At 58.2% G+C, this 16,862-nt stretch carries 15 protein-coding genes; 4 read left to right on the top strand and 11 right to left on the bottom strand.

Annotation, left to right across the window (positions count from 1 at the left end; genetic code table 11):
- Positions 1–148: 148 nt before the first annotated feature.
- The 5 genes from JL2886_RS11495 to JL2886_RS11475 all read right to left on the bottom strand — a co-directional run bounded on the left by JL2886_RS11495 (position 149) and on the right by JL2886_RS11475 (position 5,241).
- Positions 149–2,680: a tetratricopeptide repeat protein gene (locus JL2886_RS11495; protein WP_197492313.1), complete on the bottom strand. Its 2,532-nt coding sequence runs from the start codon at positions 2,678–2,680 to the stop codon at positions 149–151.
- Entirely contained in the window at positions 2,677–3,546 is an 870-nt protein-coding gene (motA, locus tag JL2886_RS11490; protein ID WP_065272128.1) for a flagellar motor stator protein MotA, read from the bottom strand. The genes JL2886_RS11495 and motA overlap by 4 nt, the downstream gene beginning before the upstream one ends.
- Positions 3,547–3,637: 91 nt before the next feature.
- Complete coding sequence (locus JL2886_RS11485) at positions 3,638–4,258, bottom strand: MotE family protein (protein ID WP_065272127.1); 621 nt, start codon at positions 4,256–4,258, stop codon at positions 3,638–3,640.
- Positions 4,258–4,713: a hypothetical protein gene (locus tag JL2886_RS11480; RefSeq protein WP_065272126.1), complete on the bottom strand. Its 456-nt coding sequence runs from the start codon at positions 4,711–4,713 to the stop codon at positions 4,258–4,260. The genes JL2886_RS11485 and JL2886_RS11480 overlap by 1 nt, the downstream gene beginning before the upstream one ends.
- A gap of 9 nt (positions 4,714–4,722) precedes the next feature.
- Positions 4,723–5,241 carry a flagellar basal body-associated FliL family protein gene (locus tag JL2886_RS11475; protein ID WP_065272125.1) on the bottom strand — a complete coding sequence of 173 codons (519 nt, stop codon included), beginning with the start codon at positions 5,239–5,241 and terminating at the stop codon, positions 4,723–4,725.
- A gap of 118 nt (positions 5,242–5,359) precedes the next feature.
- Here JL2886_RS11475 and fliF point away from each other — a divergent pair, with 118 nt between their 5' ends.
- The 4 genes from fliF to fliP are packed head-to-tail and all read left to right on the top strand — an operon-like array spanning position 5,360 to position 8,661.
- Positions 5,360–7,030, top strand: coding sequence for a flagellar basal-body MS-ring/collar protein FliF (gene fliF, locus JL2886_RS11470; protein ID WP_065273660.1), 1,671 nt, complete (start codon positions 5,360–5,362; stop codon positions 7,028–7,030).
- The gene (locus tag JL2886_RS11465; RefSeq protein WP_065272124.1) at positions 7,030–7,629 is read left to right on the top strand and encodes an ABC transporter ATP-binding protein; all 600 of its coding nucleotides are present in this window, start codon (positions 7,030–7,032) and stop codon (positions 7,627–7,629) included. Before fliF ends, JL2886_RS11465 begins: the two co-directional genes overlap by 1 nt.
- Positions 7,622–7,918 carry a FliM/FliN family flagellar motor switch protein gene (locus JL2886_RS11460; protein WP_065272123.1) on the top strand — a complete coding sequence of 99 codons (297 nt, stop codon included), beginning with the start codon at positions 7,622–7,624 and terminating at the stop codon, positions 7,916–7,918. The genes JL2886_RS11465 and JL2886_RS11460 overlap by 8 nt, the downstream gene beginning before the upstream one ends.
- Complete coding sequence (fliP, locus tag JL2886_RS11455; protein WP_065272122.1) at positions 7,915–8,661, top strand: flagellar type III secretion system pore protein FliP; 747 nt, start codon at positions 7,915–7,917, stop codon at positions 8,659–8,661. The genes JL2886_RS11460 and fliP overlap by 4 nt, the downstream gene beginning before the upstream one ends.
- 312 nt (positions 8,662–8,973) lie before the next feature.
- Here fliP and JL2886_RS11450 read toward each other — a convergent pair whose 3' ends face one another.
- From JL2886_RS11450 to JL2886_RS11425, 6 genes are all read right to left on the bottom strand, one after another.
- Positions 8,974–10,527: a phytoene desaturase family protein gene (locus tag JL2886_RS11450; protein ID WP_237028362.1), complete on the bottom strand. Its 1,554-nt coding sequence runs from the start codon at positions 10,525–10,527 to the stop codon at positions 8,974–8,976.
- Positions 10,528–10,840: 313 nt separating this feature from the next.
- Positions 10,841–11,944, bottom strand: coding sequence for a flagellar basal body P-ring protein FlgI (locus JL2886_RS11445; RefSeq protein ID WP_065272121.1), 1,104 nt, complete (start codon positions 11,942–11,944; stop codon positions 10,841–10,843).
- Positions 11,944–12,924: a flagellin gene (locus JL2886_RS11440; RefSeq protein ID WP_237028361.1), complete on the bottom strand. Its 981-nt coding sequence runs from the start codon at positions 12,922–12,924 to the stop codon at positions 11,944–11,946. Before JL2886_RS11440 ends, JL2886_RS11445 begins: the two co-directional genes overlap by 1 nt.
- 27 nt (positions 12,925–12,951) lie before the next feature.
- A complete protein-coding gene (gene flgK / locus JL2886_RS11435) occupies positions 12,952–14,397 on the bottom strand; it encodes a flagellar hook-associated protein FlgK (RefSeq protein ID WP_065272119.1) in 1,446 nt (481 codons plus the stop codon).
- A gap of 45 nt (positions 14,398–14,442) precedes the next feature.
- The gene (locus tag JL2886_RS11430; protein WP_065272118.1) at positions 14,443–15,747 is read right to left on the bottom strand and encodes a flagellar hook protein FlgE; all 1,305 of its coding nucleotides are present in this window, start codon (positions 15,745–15,747) and stop codon (positions 14,443–14,445) included.
- 122 nt (positions 15,748–15,869) lie between these two features.
- On the bottom strand, positions 15,870–16,706 hold the full coding sequence (locus tag JL2886_RS11425) for an OmpA/MotB family protein (protein WP_065272117.1): 837 nt from the start codon (positions 16,704–16,706) through the stop codon (positions 15,870–15,872).
- Between the last annotated feature and the right edge of the window lie 156 nt (positions 16,707–16,862).

The raw sequence follows: 16,862 nt of genomic DNA, 5'->3' as shown, positions 1-16,862 counted from the left end.
TTCTATGTTGTTTTTCCGGCATTCTGCCCGTTCCAATTGCGGATTCATCCGCGGTTCAAGCTAGGCAAAGACGGTTTACAAACCGTTATCACCCAACGCAAAGACCGCCCTCAAAAGAGAGCGGTCCATGATCTAAAGGAGCCTTCGATTACTCTGTTTCAGCGCGTGCGGGTTTCAGCTGTTTCAGCAGATCTTCGATCCCGCCGCGGGTGCCCTGGCTGCTTTCGACAAGTGCACGGGCATGGGCCAGCGGTGTCAGACCTTCGGGATCCTTCGCTGTCTCGCCGATTTCTGTGGTCATGTCGGCAACTTGCCGGAACGGAGTTCCCTCATCCGCTTCCAACGACTGGATCGCTTCCAGGTTTTCGGAGTGCCAGAAGCCGCGGGCCGCCGCGTTCTTGTCCTCTGCGACCTGCATGTATTCACCCGACCGGCCGTATTCACCATTGCGCCACAGCGCCTCAGCGCGCAGACGGTTGGCCTCGGTGCTCTCCAGCCCCATCAGTTCAACCAGAGCCCGCTGCGGCTTATTCAACGCCAGAGCTGCTTCGGCCAGCATCTCGCGGCGTTTTTCGTTTTCGGGCTCCAGCGCCAGTTTCTTCAGCAGGGACATGGCCTGCTCTGCAAATCCGAGATCCAGCAACCGGCGCGCGATGATATCTGCGACCGGCGCCGCTTCTCTGGCGGTGGATTGCATCGCAAAGACGAGCGCATACTGAAGGAAGGTTACGTCGTCCGCGCGCTCTGTGAGAAGAGTCATCAAAGGTTCCAGAGCGGCCGTGCGGGCGGCCGGACCATCGCGGTTGCTGAGTTCCTTCAGCTCTTGGAATGCATCGTGAAAACGTCCGGTGAGCGCCAGGGCGGTGATCTCGGCCTTGCGCAGATCCGACCCCAGTTCGCCGTCGCGATTCTCGTGCTCATAAGAGCCGACAACATCCGGCACGTCCGGCGACAGAGCCTTGCCTTCCTTATAGCTGAGCGCAATCAGCTCAATCAGGGCAACCGGAGTATTCTCTGTGCGTTCCGCAACAGCTTCGGTCAGTTTTTCCGCAGCCTTTTCCGTGTCCCCTTCCAGATCCGCAATCGCGGCCTCCGCCATATTCAATTCCGGCACGTGATCAACACCGGTCCGGTTCACCGACCTCAGGATCGCGCCGGCTACATGATATTGCTCTGCCTCGGAAAAGAGAGAACTAACCTTGGGGCCAAGGTGCACCCGCAGATGTACAGGCAAACGCCCAAACGCCTGCTGAATGGCATCGGTATTGGCACCTTTCTTGATTTCACCATCCGCCAATACCGACCACAGGGTAGTGTCGCCGTCACAGATTTGCTGTCCGGAAAACGGATGGTTTATCGGCAATGTCTCGCCTTCAACGAGATCCGCCAAAGCATTCAGGATATTTCTGTTTTCCGGTGTCAGCCGGTCCTCGGGCATGGCTTGGATCATCGCCTTGGCTTCGGCGCCAAAGCCGAAAAAAATGTAGAGTTTCGCCAAGGCCAGCACACCTGCCGGATTAACGTCGTCAAACTCGCGAACTAACGCACTGCGCAGCGGTCCCACCTGATCGGCAAAGGAGCTGTCATTGCCCCAGTTGTATACGGCGATACCATGATCAGGCAGGCACAATTCGGATTCATCCTCTTCGTCACGGGCGCGGGCGAGAAGCCCCGCCTCCCGATCGACTGCGGATGTAATGGAGATATTATCCAGTGGATCCAGTGGACGCCCATCCCGGTCCAGCGGATTGATCTGCCGCTGTCCGGCATCGATCTGCCCACCTGCGATGGCGATGTCCAAAAGACCCTGGTTCGCGGCGCGGCCAATCTGACGCAGTAGGCGCTGTTCAGAGGCGTTCACGGTCGCAGCGCGGGCCGATTCTTCCATATCGAGAAGCAGATTCACTTCCGGCAACGTCATCGGCTTCTGCGGCTCGCCCATATTGGCCTTGACGGGATCCGGCGTCGGCACATTGCTTGCTTCGGCACGCGGCTCCAACGGCAATAGCGCAGGCAGACGTAACTGTTCGGCGCTCGTTGCGGCGTGCATTTCGGACTGGGCGACGGGCGCCTCCACACGAGTTGTACTGGTTGCTGGCGCGGGTGGTGCGCTGCGTTCCACCGCAGCAGCGAGATCCAGCGCCAGGCGGGCATCCGCGATGGCGCTTTGTCCCAGATTGAACCGGTAACCGGATGTCGGTTGCTCGGTTTTCGGCTCCTCGGCGGTTTGCAAAGGAAGGGAGGGCACGAAGGGCCGACCATTGCCTACGGCGGCACCACTGCCTGCCGTGGAATAGACTGGTTCATCGTTGCCATCACGGATATCGATCACGAGATAGCCATCGCGTTGCACGTAAGACCGGATTTCGCAGTTGCAGCCCAGATCCATCCGCAACGGCTGCCCGGGCGCAGCCTGTCCGATGGCCTGCAACCGGTCCCGTGGGATCAGGTTGAAGACGCGGGACGTGTCATAAACAATGTCCCGGGCGCCGATGTTCAATGTCGCACTTCGCCCACTTTGGGTCAGAGACCAGTCCGCCCCATTGGGCAGACGCATAACCAGCCGGGAAAATCCGTCGTGTTCACCTGAGCGGGCCACGATCGTCTGGGCCCGGGCTTCGCCCGAGACCAGAAGACTGGCCAAAACTGTGGCAGTTATCGCAAGTGCGCGCCAAATCATGCTGCGTCCTGTTTCACCGATCTGAGAGCTTCTTCCAGTTCCGAAAAACCGGGGCGGATATGAGACGGGGTATTCTGACGCCCGACCTCGATGCAGATTGCTGCCGCGTGGTTATGCAGGTTGGCCACAAGTACTTCGCGGATCAGCTGATAGAAATGCGCGTCTTCCTCGGTCACCGATTTGACCTTGCTGGCGAAGGGGCCAACCAGACCATAGGCCAGGAACACGCCAAGGAAGGTACCGACAAGGGCGCCGCCGATCATCTTGCCCAGAACCTCTGGCGGCTGGTCGATCGAGGCCATGGTCTTGATCACACCCAGAACCGCCGCAACAATCCCCAGGGCCGGCAGGCCGTCTGCCATGGTCTGAAGCGCGTGGCTGCCGTGCATTGCGTGATGCAGGTTGGCTTCCATCCGCTTTTCCAGAACTTCCTCGACCTGATGCGGGTCGTCGTAGTTCATCGAGGCCGAGCGCATGGTGTCGCAAATCAGGTTCACCACCTCCTTGTCGGCCACGATTTTAGGGTATTTGTTAAACACCGACGAATTCTCGGGGTCTTCGATATGCTGCTCCACCTCGACCGGGTTCGCACGGGCGATCCGGATCAGGGAAAAGAGCAGGCACAGCAGATCCCGGTAATCATCCGGCTTCCACTTGGGGCCCTTGAAGACTTTCCCAACATCCTTGAGCGTGTGTTTGATACCGCTCATGTCATTGCTGATAAGAAAGGCACCGACCGCTGCCCCGCCAATCATCATCAGCTCAAAAGGAAGCGACTTCAGGATGATGCCCATCTTGCCGCCAGCCATCAGATACCCGCCAAAAACCATGGCAAAGATGACGACAATACCTATAATCCCGATCACAGGTTCACTCCGAATTGTGTTGCTTTATAGAAGCTTAGGTGAGTCTGATTAAAAAAGACTAATCAACTGGGCCAAGTTCGACCGGCCCAAGTTATTCCGTCGGTACGGCGCCATTTCTTCCGGCCAGCACAACGCTGATCGTATAGGCCGCTTCGGGGCTCAGACCGGCCATGATGCCAGCTGCTGCCTCGGGACGCATGCGCGCCAGAAATCCGGCCGCAAAAGTCGGATCCATCTCTTCAAACAGTGCAGCCGATTCTTTTGGCTTCATCTGCTCGTAAACGGTGGTCAGCCGGGCCACATCCGCCTCGGTCGCACCATCGGCCAGAGCCAGAGTGGATTTCAGCTTCTCCTCGGCATCCTGAAGCGCTGCGAGTTTGGTGTCGATCGCCTGGTCCGCGATCTCCAGCGCCTTCATACGGTCCTCGATTTCAGCCTCGCGGGCTGCAAGAGCCGCTTCGCGCTCCTTGAACGCAGCCAGCATCGCCTGTAGCTCTGCCGAAGACGGCATCGATTCGCTGCGCATCTCGCCCTTATCCGCGTGATCTTCGTTGCCTTCCTTTTGAAGGCTGGCAACTTCACGAGCAATCGCCGGGCCTGCGTCGAGACCGAGGCGAAGAATCGCTGATCCCATCAGCAGCAATGCAATCATCATCAGGGTGCCGCTTTTTGCGCGAGCGCCCTTCTTTGATTTCTTTTTCTTTTCGCTCATCACGCCACCCGATTCTGACCACGAGCGTGACGGACAAACATCAGGCCGGAGGAGCTGGACGTATCCTCGGCCGGTTTTTCCGGCTCACCCTGCGATCCGTAGGCTTCCGCCAGAGCATCGTGCTCTTCGGCCCCCTGGGCTGTGGGCTGCGGCGCTTCGGGCGCTGCGGCTTCGGGCATGTCATGCATCGAGGCCATCATCAGCTCCAGCCGCTGGGCAACCGTCTCTGCGCGTCCGGTGAGCTGTTCCAACGCCTTGCTGGAGCCATCCGACACCTTCTGGGCCGATACGAGAGATTTGTTCAGGTCATCCACCTGCGCCGAAAGAACCGCGACGGCACCGCCGACGCCTTTTTCCAGATCGTTGAACCGTTTCAACCGGCGCGACAGCACCAGACAATAGAAACCAGCTCCAAGAGCTCCGGCTGCAAGCAGGATATCAGCAATAAGGTCCATCCTGTCCTCCTAGTTTAGTACGAAATCCATGATCAGCAGATCCCTCACGCGACCCTGTCCGGTCGCGATATTGATCCGCCGCAGCATCTGTGCGCGCAGTTTTGGCAGGGCCATCGGATCGGAAAGATCCTTAACCTCCAAAGCGCGTAGATAGCTGTTCAGAACATCGACAACTCGTGGGAGGACTTTTTCGACCTCGGCCTGATGGGCCAGATCTACCTCTAGTTGTGCACGGAACCGCAAATGCCGAATGCCGCTGGGACTTTGCAGCGATATCACAATCGGTTCCATTTCGATGAAGGCGAGATTGGCAATATCCTCTGCCGTCTCACCACTATCCACGCCTTCTGGCGCCTCTTCGGTCATATGCGCCGATTCGGGCGCTGCTTTGTGACCAAAAGGAAGAAGGCCTGACTGAACGGCGAAGAATCCGCCGCCCGCACCAGCTACCGCAAGCACAACCCCAATAATCAGGGGCATTTTGCTTTTTTTGGCTGGTTCTTCTGTATCTACTACAGCGTCTGTCATGGCTATCCCTAAAACGTCGTGCTCCTCTTCATAACCCGTGAGGAACTAACCGAATGTTAAGGCCGTTCGTTCAAAAAGGTTGCACGCCGGACAGAACGCCGGTGCGACGGAGGTTAATGTGCAGCAGATCAAGAATGTCTGGGCAGGTTTGGATACGCGGAAGCGCCTGATCGCAATTGGCGCGACTTTGGCCGTGATTCTCAGCATCCTGGCGATGTCCAATTTGGCAACCAAGCCAACAATGCAATTGTTATACGCCGGGCTGGAAAGCGGCACGGCCGGAGATGTGGTGAGCTCGCTTGAGCAGCGCAACATCCAATATGAAGTCCGCGGCGGCTCTATTTATGTGCCCTCGGACAAACGCGACGAGCTTCGGATGACCCTGGCAAGCGAGGGGCTTCCGGCAAATGGCGGGCGCGGTTACGAACTGCTCGATTCGCTCAGCGGGTTCGGAACGACTTCGCAGATGTTCGACGCCGCCTACTGGCGTGCAAAAGAAGGCGAGTTGGCCCGGACCATCGTCGGCAGCCCGCATATTACCCAAGCGCGAGTCCATATTGCCAATACTGGAACGAATCCTTTCCAGCGGACCGCAGATGCCACCGCATCGGTATCCGTGGTGCCGATGGGGTCGCCCATTACACCGGCGCAGGCCAACGCGATTCGCTTTCTGGTTGCCTCGGCCGTCACCGGCCTTGCGGTGGAAAACGTCGCCGTCATCGATGCCAATGGTGCCCTGATCGGATCCACCGAGGCTGCAGCAGCAGCGGGTGCAGGCTCCGATGACAGGTCGCAATCCATCCGCGATCGGGTCATGCGCCTTGTTGAGGCCCGAGTCGGCCATGGCAACGCAGTGGTTGAAGTCAGTGTCGAGACCGTAACCGACACCGAATCCATCCGCGAAAAGCGGGTCGACCCGGAAAGCCGTGTTGCGATCAGCACGGATGTGGAAGAACGCGCCGATTCGTCTCAGAACCAGGCCGGAGAGGTGACCGTCGCCTCGAATATTCCCGATGGGGATGCTGCATCAGGCCAGGGTTCCAAGGCGAACACCAGCGCAACGCGGGAACGGGTAAACTACGAGATCTCCGAAACCGAAAAAGAGATCGTGCGCGGCCCCGGTGCCATCAAGCGTCTCACCGTCGCGGTGCTGGTCAACGGTGGCATGGCGACCAACGAAGCCGGTGAAACCGTCTTTGAACCGCGCCCCGAAGAAGAACTGCAAGCCCTGCGCGAGCTGATTTCGGCCGCTGTCGGATTTAACGCGGACCGCGGTGATGTGATTACCCTGAAGTCGATGGATCTTCCCTCTGTCGAGCCGCAGGGCACGGTGGCCACCAGCTCCTTCATGGACAATCTGTATTTCGACGCCATGTCGCTGATCCAGATGGGGGCCCTGGCACTGGTTACCCTAATCCTTGGCCTCTTCGTTGTCCGCCCGATTCTGTCCAACAAAGGATCCTCTGTCGCCGCGCTGAGCGCACCTACCGGCGGTGCATTGCCTGATCTGCCCGCCTTGGGCGGAGGTGGCGACTTCATGTCGAACCCGGACATGGGTGCGAATCTCGCCCTGGACGGAGAAATCCAAGACAACATGGGCGGCGATTTTGCTCCACTTGGCGATATGCCCGGCATGGGTAGCGGCCTGGACGACCTGGGCGGACTGCCCGCACTGGGTGGTGGTGGCGAAAACCCCGTCGACAGGCTGCGCTCCATGATCGGTGAACGTCAGGAAGAAACCGTCCAGATTCTGCGCGGCTGGCTGGAAGAGAACGAGGAACGAGTCTGATGAGTATCACGCACCTTCTGGAAGACTTCGGCGGCGGTTCAGCCGTCGAAGCCCCCGACCCCGGGCTTTCCGAGGAGGCCGTCGAAGAACAAAGGCTGGTGTCCTTTGAAAAGGGATACAGCGCTGGCTGGGAAGACGCCATCAGCGCAAAGGATCAGGAATCAACGCGGATTTCGGCCACGCTGGCCAGTTCGCTTGAAGACCTGAACTTTACCTACCACGAGGCCCAGGCCCAGCTCATCGAATCGCTGGACCCGATGTTCAAGGTACTGACCAGTTCGGTCCTGCCGGATGCTATGTCAGCCACCTTTGGCCACCACATCGTTGATCAACTGACCGATATGGCCCGGTTCCAGACCGATCAGGCGATGCAGATCGTGGTGTCGCCGAGCGAAAGCCACGCGGTCCGTGCCCTTGTTGCAGAAAACATCTCGGTTCCGGTGAAAGTTCAGGAAGACGATACCCTGGCCGAAGGTCAGGCTTATCTGCGTGTCGGCGCCTCCGAACGCGAACTAAACAGCTCCGCGCTGCTCGAATCTATTCATGGTTCGATCGACGCCTTTACCTATCATGTCAGAGAGGACAGCCAGTATGGATAATGCAGCCGAACTCAATATGAAAGCCACCGATGCAAGCAACCCCTTCGTATCGGTTCCAGTGGAAGTGGTTGTTTCGGTCGGCAAGGCCCGGCCACTGATCCGCGATCTGGTCAACCTTGGCGAAAACGCGATCCTGACTCTGGACAAACGGGTCGAGGATCCGGTTGACCTTTATGTCGGGGACCGTCTGGTCGCCCGCGGTCAGCTGGAAGAAATGGAAGGCGATCAGGCTGGCCAGCTTGCCGTGCGCCTGACCGAAATTGCCGATCTGCAAAACGGGCTGGGATGACACACAAACCTATCGCCTATGCGGCGCTGGCGCTTTTTCTGGCGCTGGCCCTGCCGCAGGCCGCCGTTGCTCAAGAACTGAGCCTATCATTGGCGGATGGACAGTCGATTTCGGCGCGGTCCATCCAGCTGATTCTGCTGATCACCGTGCTGAGCCTCGCGCCCGGCCTTTTGATCATGGTTACCTGCTTTCCGTTCCTCGTAACGGTGCTGTCGATCCTGCGCCAGGGCATGGGCCTGCAGCAGGCGCCGCCAAACATGCTGATGATCAGCCTGGCGTTGTTCCTGACCTATTTCGTGATGGAGCCGGTATTCAACGAAGCCTGGGTGAACGGGATCAGCCCGTTGATCGAAGAACAGGTGGACGTCGAAACCGGCATTACCCGGGGGCTGGAACCCTTCAGAGCCTTCATGGCAAACCGGCTGGATCCGGACACCTTTTATGCCATCGCAGATCTGCGCCCAGCCACCCAAGGGATCGATCCAACAGCCGATGCGCCGCTGTCTGTTCTGGTCTCCAGCTTTCTTCTGTCGGAAATCGCGCGGGCATTTCAGATTGGCTTTCTGGTCTTTCTCCCCTTCCTGGTTATCGACCTGGTGGTCGCCGCTATCCTGATGTCCATGGGTATGATGATGGTGCCCCCAGCAGTGGTCTCCCTGCCGTTCAAACTGGCGTTCTTCGTGGTCGCCGATGGCTGGAGCCTGATCGCAACCGCCCTGGTACGCAGTTACTATCCATCCTAGCCGGACCGGCAGACATTCAAGACAGATCTCAGCCCTCCGAACAGCGGTTCGGGGGGCCTTTTATGTTATGTTCCGTGACGCGCTCAGTTTGGTTCTGTCACTGATCCTCAAGTTCTCAATTCTCGTGTCCCTGGTCGAAGTCTGCGTACGAAACAATGCGCATTTTCCACCTCAAGCATCAGCCACATGCAACGAGACGCGGCCTGCGAAACATGTAGGTCCACTGTGCGGAGGAAACGGGCGTTCGAACTTGCCGACCGAAAGTCTGCTATTGCAGCCGTTTCACGGTGACATCGCGCAAAAAATCACAACCTACTTAGGAAGCTCGCGCCAGACCTTCGGATCAATGCTGGCCGCGGCGAAGATTCCACCCCATAGGGCTCCGGGAATGCCCGGTGTCAAAACGTCCTGACCTGAAAGGATTAGCCCCGGTACCGGTGTCTTTACCTGGAGTGCGTCGCTCAGCACCCGTTTGGGCGTGACGTCTATGCCGTAGAAACCGCCGCGATAATGTCCCGTGATCGCCTTGGTGGAGAGGGGCGTCGATAGGTTGCGAAATACCACGAGCTTGGCGAGGTCGGGGAAATATGTCTCGAACTGCGCGAACAGGATATCCTCGACCTTTTCCTTGAACTCCCGGTAGTCCTCGCCCCGTGCGCCAGGCTCCAGCCGGGCCCACTTCTCCACCACCGACCAGTCGGTCCACGCCACGATCTCTCCGGCGTATTTGCGGGACGGGCCGGGATCGTGCGCACTGTCCTTTAGCGAAGCAAACGAAACGAACATGCCCGGGGGCCGATTGTCGGGAGCGTCGGTCCAGACGACGTCCACCTTTCCACCTGGGTATATCCAATGGTTCGAACGGGTCGCTCCAGCATCCTCGATATCGCCCTCAAAGCCCATAAAGAGGCTGAAATGAGCCACCGAGTGGGGCAATGCGTTGATCTCTTCGATCCAGTCCTGATGTCCGCTCCCCTCGGGCAAAAGCGAGTTTACGGTCTCGCGCGCCCCGATATTGGAGATCACGAACTTTGCTCGGATTTCCTCTCCCTCTGCCGTGCGGACGCCAACGGCCCGCCCATTATCGATGACCAGCGTTTCGACTCTGGTGTCTGCCCGCGCCTCTCCCCCGGCCTTTGTGATCGTCGGCAGGATGTGCTCTGCAAAGGACGCGCCACCGCCCGACGGATACCAGGCGCCGCTCTCAAGGTAAGAGCCTGTAATCAGGGCATGCATCGCAAAGCTCGCTTTGCTGGGTCTGCCGCCATGGTCGAACCACTGCGCAGCGAAGGCGGCGGCCAGATCGGGGTTGTCTGTGATCTCGTCGATAACCTCTTGCGTCGTCCGCTTGCACCAAAGGTCGATGGCGTGGCTATGCCACCACTTCATAGCCGACCCGATGATCGCAGGCATTGCACGGGTAGAAGTAGCCGTAAAGGACGCCTGCCTGCCTTCCTTGAGCGCAGCGATCCACGCTTCGATGGCCCTAGCCTCGCCCGGAAATCGATCCTTAAGATCACGCTCCTGAGCCTCGTAAGGTCGCGACAGGGACAGCGGCGCCGCATCTCCGATATGCAGGTTGTCATAAATCGAACCCATGGAGGTGAACTCAATCGGCGTGTCCGACAGCCAGTCCAGCATGTGGCGCTCGCGATCTTCCGGAGCGACGCAATTGAGGTAGTGGATGCCCGCATCCCAAGTGAACCCTTCCATGGAGAAGCTGTGGGTCAGACCTCCAAGCGTCTGGTACTGCTCCAGAAGAAGGACCTTGTGCCCAAGCTTCGAAAGCGCGGCGGCCGCGGCCATCCCACCCATGCCAGAGCCGATGATGATGGCGTCCCAGCCCTTCTCTTCAGGGGTAGCCAAATCTGCTCTCCTTCATATCAAAATGGTTAGGCTAGAAAATCTGTCTGCGCGAAAGATTAACGATTGGTCGCAACATCCGACTTGATCGCGATCAAATTAATTGTGGAGCCCGGTTTCTCGGTTTGCCGTGCCACCGACATGTGCGGAAGGGCTTACAGGTCATTCACTCGCTGTTGCAGTTCTCGCTCATTCAAACCCGGAGCGGCGATGGCAAATCGGGCTCAAAGCCGAAAAACGCGCTTTGCAGACATGGCCAAAGAAAAGCCCGGACCGCGCAAGCGATCCGGGCTTTTGTAATGTGCTTTGGCTGGCTTCAGCGCACTACGAATTCCGCGTGCAAAGCTCCCGCCGCTTTCAGGCTTTTCAGGATATCGATCATGTCCCGTGGAGAGACACCCAGCGCATTGAGCCCAGCGACGACTTCGGACAGGGAAGTGCTTTCGGGAACCTCGGCCAGTTGGATGCCCTCTTCCTCTTCGATGGCAGCACCAGTGCGCGGAACGACGACCGATTCGCCATTTCCGAACGGGTTGGGCTGTACCACAAGCGGTGCTTCTTCTATCCGGAGGGTCAGATTACCCTGGGCCACGGCCACCCGCGAAATCCGCACGTCGCTGCCCATTACAATGGTGCCGGAAGCCTGATCAATGACAACACGCGCCTTGCGCTGTGGCTCGACAAGGATGTTTTCGATCCGGCCGACCGCATGGGCCGTGGATCGCGCACGGGTACGCTGGATATCCACCTCAACCGTGCCAGAGTCCCGCATCAGGGCAACGCTGCGGCCGAATTCAGCGTTAATGGCCCGTTCGATCCGGCCTGCGGTGGTGAAATCCGGTTCACGCAGCGCCAGACGCATCGACGAAAGAGAGGACAGATCGAAATCGATCTCCCGCTCAACCCGGCCACCTGCCGGGATCACACCAGCGGTCGGCACGCCCTGCGTCACACTGGCGGCCTCCCCCTCGGCGACGGTGCCACCGGCCAGGATGGTCCCCTGAGCCACGGCATAGATCTGACCGTCGGCCGCATTGAGTGGCGTCATGATCAGGGTGCCGCCCATCAGGCTTTTGGAGTCGCCAATGGCCGAAACCGTCACATCGACGTTGCCGCCAACCCGCGCAAACGGTGGCAGAGTTGCTGTCACAAACACTGCGGCCACGTTCTTCGGACGGAATTGTTCGCCCGTCACGTTAACGCCGAGGCGCTCCAGAATGTTCGACATGATTTCTTCGGTGAAAGGCGAATTGCGTAGACCATCACCGGTGCCATCCAGCCCCACAACCAGGCCGTAACCAACCAGATCATTGCCGCGCACGCCATCAAACTCCACCAGATCCTTCAGCCGGATCGCGCTGGCCTGAGCCATCGCAGGCAGAAGCAGACAGGCGATGAGGAGACGTAGAAATTTCAACATTACATGTACCTCAGCAGCGACAGTTGGGAACTACGCGAGGTCACCGAGTAGAGGCTTTCCAGCTGCAGCTGAGCTTCTTCTAGGCGTGTATGCGTTTCATAGGGGTCCGCGTTGATCAGGTTGTTTTTGGCGATGCTCAGACTGGTTTCGGTCGCGGTGTTGCGTGTACTCACGCGCTCCAACTGCCCTTCGATAAAGCCGATGCTAGCCTGTTTATCGATGAGCTGTTCGGTGCTGTTGAGCAGTTCCGTCCCAGTCATCTTGGCAAGCTCAACCTTGGTGGTGTCGCTCAAACCCAGCGCGCTTTCGTTGACCAGAGCCGCGATGGCAAAGCTTTGCAGCGGGTGCTTCAAAGCAGGATCATCGGCGCGCAGCGCAAGCGATACGGTTTCCCCATCGGCGACCTCGACCGGTGACAGATCCTTGGTGGAGCCCACATACATGGCATCGTCAAACCCCATCGGATCGGCGAACCAATCCTTTACCGCCTGCACGATGTCCGTTGCGCTTGTCAGCCCCGAAACCTCGGACACCAGTTCGGTCATCAGCGTACCTGCATCATTCAGCGGCGAGGTAGAGGTGGCGGTGCCGGCAAACAGGCTGCGGCCACCGGCCCAAGAATTCAGCTTGCTGATGGCATTATCTAGCTGGATCCGTCCTTCCGCACCGAAACGCTCTGCATCGTCAGGCTTGAGCGTTGGTGTCAGGCCCAGCAAATTGTCACGCATGGTCTGAGCCGAAGATTGAATCAGTTCCAGGCTGCCCTGCATGCCCGTTGCAAAAAGCTTTGCCTCGTTGGTGGCAATCACATGGCTTTCCAGGCGGGTCAGGTTGGTTTCGATATCGGAAAGATACGTGAAATCACCACCCAGTCTGGCGGTAATATCGGAGAGTTTCCCGCTGGCAAGCTCTTGCCCCAGCCTTTCGATATCCTGCTTCAGCTCGGCGTTGCGGTTACGCAAGAACATATGCTGCGCCATGTCGCCATAGGACTTAATAATCATTGATCAGATCCCCAGAATAGTTTCCAGCAGGCCATCCACGACGGACAACACCTTGGCATTTGCGCCATAGGCTTTTTCATACAGCATCAGGTTCTGCAGCTCGGCATCGGTATCGACACCAAAGCTCGCCTCGGTCTGGGCCATTTCGGTATAGCTGGCTGCCGCAAAGGTCAGCGTGTTCGACGCGCTGTTATCGTCGCGGGCAAACCGGGACAGCAAGACGGAACTCAGCGTCGAGGCATCGCCACTGACACTGCCAAGACCTGTCGAACTCAGAGAACGGTTTTCCTTCAGGGCCTCTGCGTAGCCATTGATCAGACTGCCGTCACCGGGATCACCCTGCGTGGCTGCATAAAGCCCGTCCCGGAAACGCCAGGTTTCCGCCTGACCATCCATGGCAACCAGATCATTCAGCTCCAGTCGGCCGGAAATCCCAACCGTGTCGGCGCTATCGAAGAAGTTGCCACCATCAGTGAAGATACCCGCATCCGTGGCGCCGATCGTGGAATCGAGTGCCGGATCCTGGAACCGTTCGATCAGATCGCGGGCATAGGCATCAAGATCGTCCTGCGCCTTCACGGCCAGCACGTCACGGACCTGGAACTGAGCAACCAGTGTGCCGCCTCGGATGGGGCCGTTTGCGCTTGTGCTGATCGGTTTGCCATTCACCTCAAGCCCTGACAACAGCCCGTTGTCCTGGGTCATATGAGGCAGCATGTCACTTTTGGGAGAGAAGCTGAGCTCAGAAGCTTTACCCTCCAAGAGCGCAGTGCCACCGGAGGAATAGAGCGCGATCCTGCCACCATCCCGGTTGATAACATTGACCGGGATGATCGCGTTGATTTCATCAACCAGCATGCTGCGTTGGTCAAGCAATGTCGTGGTGTCGGCCCCCGCAGCTTTGGCCACGACAACGCGGGCATTCAGCTTTTCAAGCTCCTTCAGGGTGGAATTCACCTTGTCGACCTGAATACCGATCGAGGTATCGGCCTGAACCCGCATATCGCGGAGCCCGTCAGCCGCGTCGGTGATCGAGCGGACCAGAAGGTCCGCCTTCACCGCCAGATCGTTCAAACGCGGCGTGGAGTCGGGCCGAGACAACGTCTCGACCAGACTGCCGTCGAAGTTGGCCATCTGCGATGCGATCGAAGATTCATCGTCAACGCTGCCGACAAGGCTGCTCATCCGCGCGTAAAAAGTCGCGTTGACCTCAGCCACGGCATATTCAGCCTCAGAATCGCGGCGCGCAGAGACCACCCCCGGATCGACCATGCGCTGGACCGCACCGATTCTCACCCCCGGAGAGTAGGCATTCGCATTCAGATCCAGTGTCCGCCGCGTGTAACCCGGGGTCAGCGCGTTGGCGAGGTTCTCGGACACGATCTGTGAAGATCGTGACGCAGCATTCAATCCGCTCATCGCGGAGTTAATTGCACTTGTGATAGACATGATCAGCCTGCTCTTTCTAAGCCGGGGTCATTGCGCATCAGCGCGTTAACGCTTGATGTTGGTGGTTTCCTGAAGCATCTCGTCGACGGTCTGGATAACCTTCGCGTTCGAGGAATAGGCCCGCTGCGTCTGGATCATGTTGGTCAGCTCACCCGCCACATCGGTCGAAGATTCCTCACGCGTGAAGCCAGCAATTTCACCGGTGGGTCCATCGCCCGCATTCCACAGGAAGAACGCACCGCTATCTGCTGACGGGAGGAAGGTCTGATAGTCCAGCGACACCATCCCATTGGGGTTAGGCATATCGACCAGCGGGATCTTGTAGAGGATGCGGCTTGCGCCAGTGCTATAATTGGCCCGCACAAAGCCCGACGTGTCTACATCAACCCCAAGCAGGTTGCCCGCAGTCGCACCATCCTTGGTGATGGTCGCGGGTGCAAAGGTATCGGAAACCTGGGTGAAACCATCATTTTCACCGATCAGGCCGATATTGATTTCGATCGGGCCGCCATCGACAGTAACGATAACACTACCGGTCGCAGCATCATACGCACCACCGCTCACATCAGTTACCGAAGCCAGATTGCCGCCATCGGTGCGACTGTCGTCAAATTCCAGAGTATATTCACCCACAACCGCGCCGCCGCTGGCGGTATCTTTGATGGTCATCGTCCATTGGTTGGATTTACCGGTCGCGGGCACCGTCGGAGTGAACTCGATATCCAGATTTTCCGAGGATCCAAGGTTGTCGAAATACTCGATCGACAGGGATTCAACCCCTGAGGTTGCGCCAGCCTCCGTCGCTGTCGCAGGCAGGTTGGCACCAATCTGCATTTTGGTTGTCGGCTCGCCGACCAGCTGGTTCTTATTCAGATATATCGGCTCCAGACCATCGCTCGAGTCCACAGCGCCGGCCAAGGTGTTCCCGGCAGCATCTGTCGGCCATCCAAGCAGTGCCAGCCCCGATTCCGTTGCGAGATAGCCATCGGAATTCATGCTGAAGGATCCCGCAGTGGTCAGCCGCATCGACGGCGCGCCATTACCTGCTGCAATTTCCGAAAGGGTCGTCACAGGCAGGAAGCCACCGCCGTCGCGCACTGCCAGGTCTGTCGGATTATCTGTCGTCACCAGGGGACCGCGTTGATCAATCAGACGCACATTGGTGGTCCGCACACCGCCCGCACTATAGGCACCGCCAGAGGACCCCGCCACGATCGAATGGAAATCCGTCTGGACGCGCTTGTAGCCAGCGGTAGAGGAGTTCGCGATGTTATCGGAGATGGAGGCCAGTCGGCTGGCATTCGCGCCGAGCCCGGATACACCCGCATATAGCGACGAAGAAATGGTCATAGCACGCCTTTCTGCTGCTTCAAATTCTTGATGCAATAGCTAGCGCACGAGCACTTAACGGGCGGCTAACAGATAAAATCCAATCTATCTGTCGCCGCCCGGTGGTGGTTAATTGTCATGTTTTACTTGCGCAAAAGGGTGATTTCGACGCGGTTGTTGCGAACCCGCATGGGGTTTTCAACGGCCAGAGTACGGTCGGCATAGCCTGTGATCCGATGGATTCGGCTAGATTTCAGACCACCCGATTCGAGTAACTGGCGGGCGGCATCAGCCCGGGCGTGCGACAACTCCCACACCGGGTTCTTGGCAAGCACCACAGGCTGGGACCGGATGTGCCCGCCAATGGCGATACCGTTGGCTACCGTACCGCTGACCCGGGCCACCATGCGCACCAGATCGCGGAACAAGGGCGTCGGTTCTGCTGTACCATCTTCGAACAGTGCTGCGTCTTCGGTTTCGAACAATTCGATGATCAGACCTTCGTCGGTGACCCGTGTCACGATATGGCGCGCCAGGTCGGTCGAGACCATGCTTTCACCGCCAAGCCCTTTCAGCTCCTCTTCGACGACCCGGAAAACCTCCTCTTGGGCGGACTGCTCGCTTGCATCCATCAGCCCGGTCGCGCCTTGAGCCTGCCGCGCATTTGTCGGGTGTTCGTCCGTCGCGCCAATGCCGCTTTGCGGTTTGACATCCTCGGTGAACATGCTGTCCCCGCTGAACGCGCCGTTGCCGCCACCGGAGACCCGGCTGAGCGGAATGGACGGCGAGAAATAGTCAGCCAGACCTTTGCGCTGCTTTTCAGTGGTCGCATTCAGGAGCCACATCAGAAGGAAGAATGCCATCATCGCGGTCACGAAGTCGGCGTAGGCCACCTTCCATGCACCGCCGTGATGACCATCGCCACCACCTGACTTTTTCTTCTTGATAATTATCGGAGCTACATTGCTTTGAGCGCTCATTTCAACCACCACTTTTTTTCACCCACAATCGGGGTATCAGGCAGTGTGTTAATCAGATCTTAACAGCTAAAATTGGCTGCTATTAAGACATCTAAACAAATGATTTAAGGGCATAAATGTGGTTTTCAGGGGTGAACCGAGACGACCTCAAGTCAA

The organism is Phaeobacter gallaeciensis, from assembly GCF_001678945.1.
GTDB lineage: Bacteria > Pseudomonadota > Alphaproteobacteria > Rhodobacterales > Rhodobacteraceae > Phycobacter > Phycobacter gallaeciensis_A.
The sequence above is the reverse complement of the archived record's forward strand: the minus strand, read 5'-3'. Positions and strand labels throughout refer to the sequence as shown.

Excerpts from the sequence above, each read along its gene's own strand:
- JL2886_RS11495 (WP_197492313.1), bottom strand. The coding sequence starts at position 2,680 with ATGATTTGGCGCGCACTTGCGATAACTGCCACAGTTTTGGCCAGTCTT.
- JL2886_RS11485 (WP_065272127.1), bottom strand. The coding sequence starts at position 4,258 with ATGAGCGAAAAGAAAAAGAAATCAAAGAAGGGCGCTCGCGCAAAAAGC.
- JL2886_RS11480 (WP_065272126.1), bottom strand. The coding sequence starts at position 4,713 with ATGGACCTTATTGCTGATATCCTGCTTGCAGCCGGAGCTCTTGGAGCT.
- JL2886_RS11475 (WP_065272125.1), bottom strand. The coding sequence starts at position 5,241 with ATGACAGACGCTGTAGTAGATACAGAAGAACCAGCCAAAAAAAGCAAA.
- JL2886_RS11465 (WP_065272124.1), top strand. The coding sequence starts at position 7,030 with ATGAGTATCACGCACCTTCTGGAAGACTTCGGCGGCGGTTCAGCCGTC.
- JL2886_RS11460 (WP_065272123.1), top strand. The coding sequence starts at position 7,622 with ATGGATAATGCAGCCGAACTCAATATGAAAGCCACCGATGCAAGCAAC.
- fliP (WP_065272122.1), top strand. The coding sequence starts at position 7,915 with ATGACACACAAACCTATCGCCTATGCGGCGCTGGCGCTTTTTCTGGCG.
- JL2886_RS11445 (WP_065272121.1), bottom strand. The coding sequence starts at position 11,944 with ATGTTGAAATTTCTACGTCTCCTCATCGCCTGTCTGCTTCTGCCTGCG.
- JL2886_RS11440 (WP_237028361.1), bottom strand. The coding sequence starts at position 12,924 with ATGGCGCAGCATATGTTCTTGCGTAACCGCAACGCCGAGCTGAAGCAG.
- flgK (WP_065272119.1), bottom strand. The coding sequence starts at position 14,397 with ATGTCTATCACAAGTGCAATTAACTCCGCGATGAGCGGATTGAATGCT.
- JL2886_RS11430 (WP_065272118.1), bottom strand. The coding sequence starts at position 15,747 with ATGACCATTTCTTCGTCGCTATATGCGGGTGTATCCGGGCTCGGCGCG.
- JL2886_RS11425 (WP_065272117.1), bottom strand. The coding sequence starts at position 16,706 with ATGAGCGCTCAAAGCAATGTAGCTCCGATAATTATCAAGAAGAAAAAG.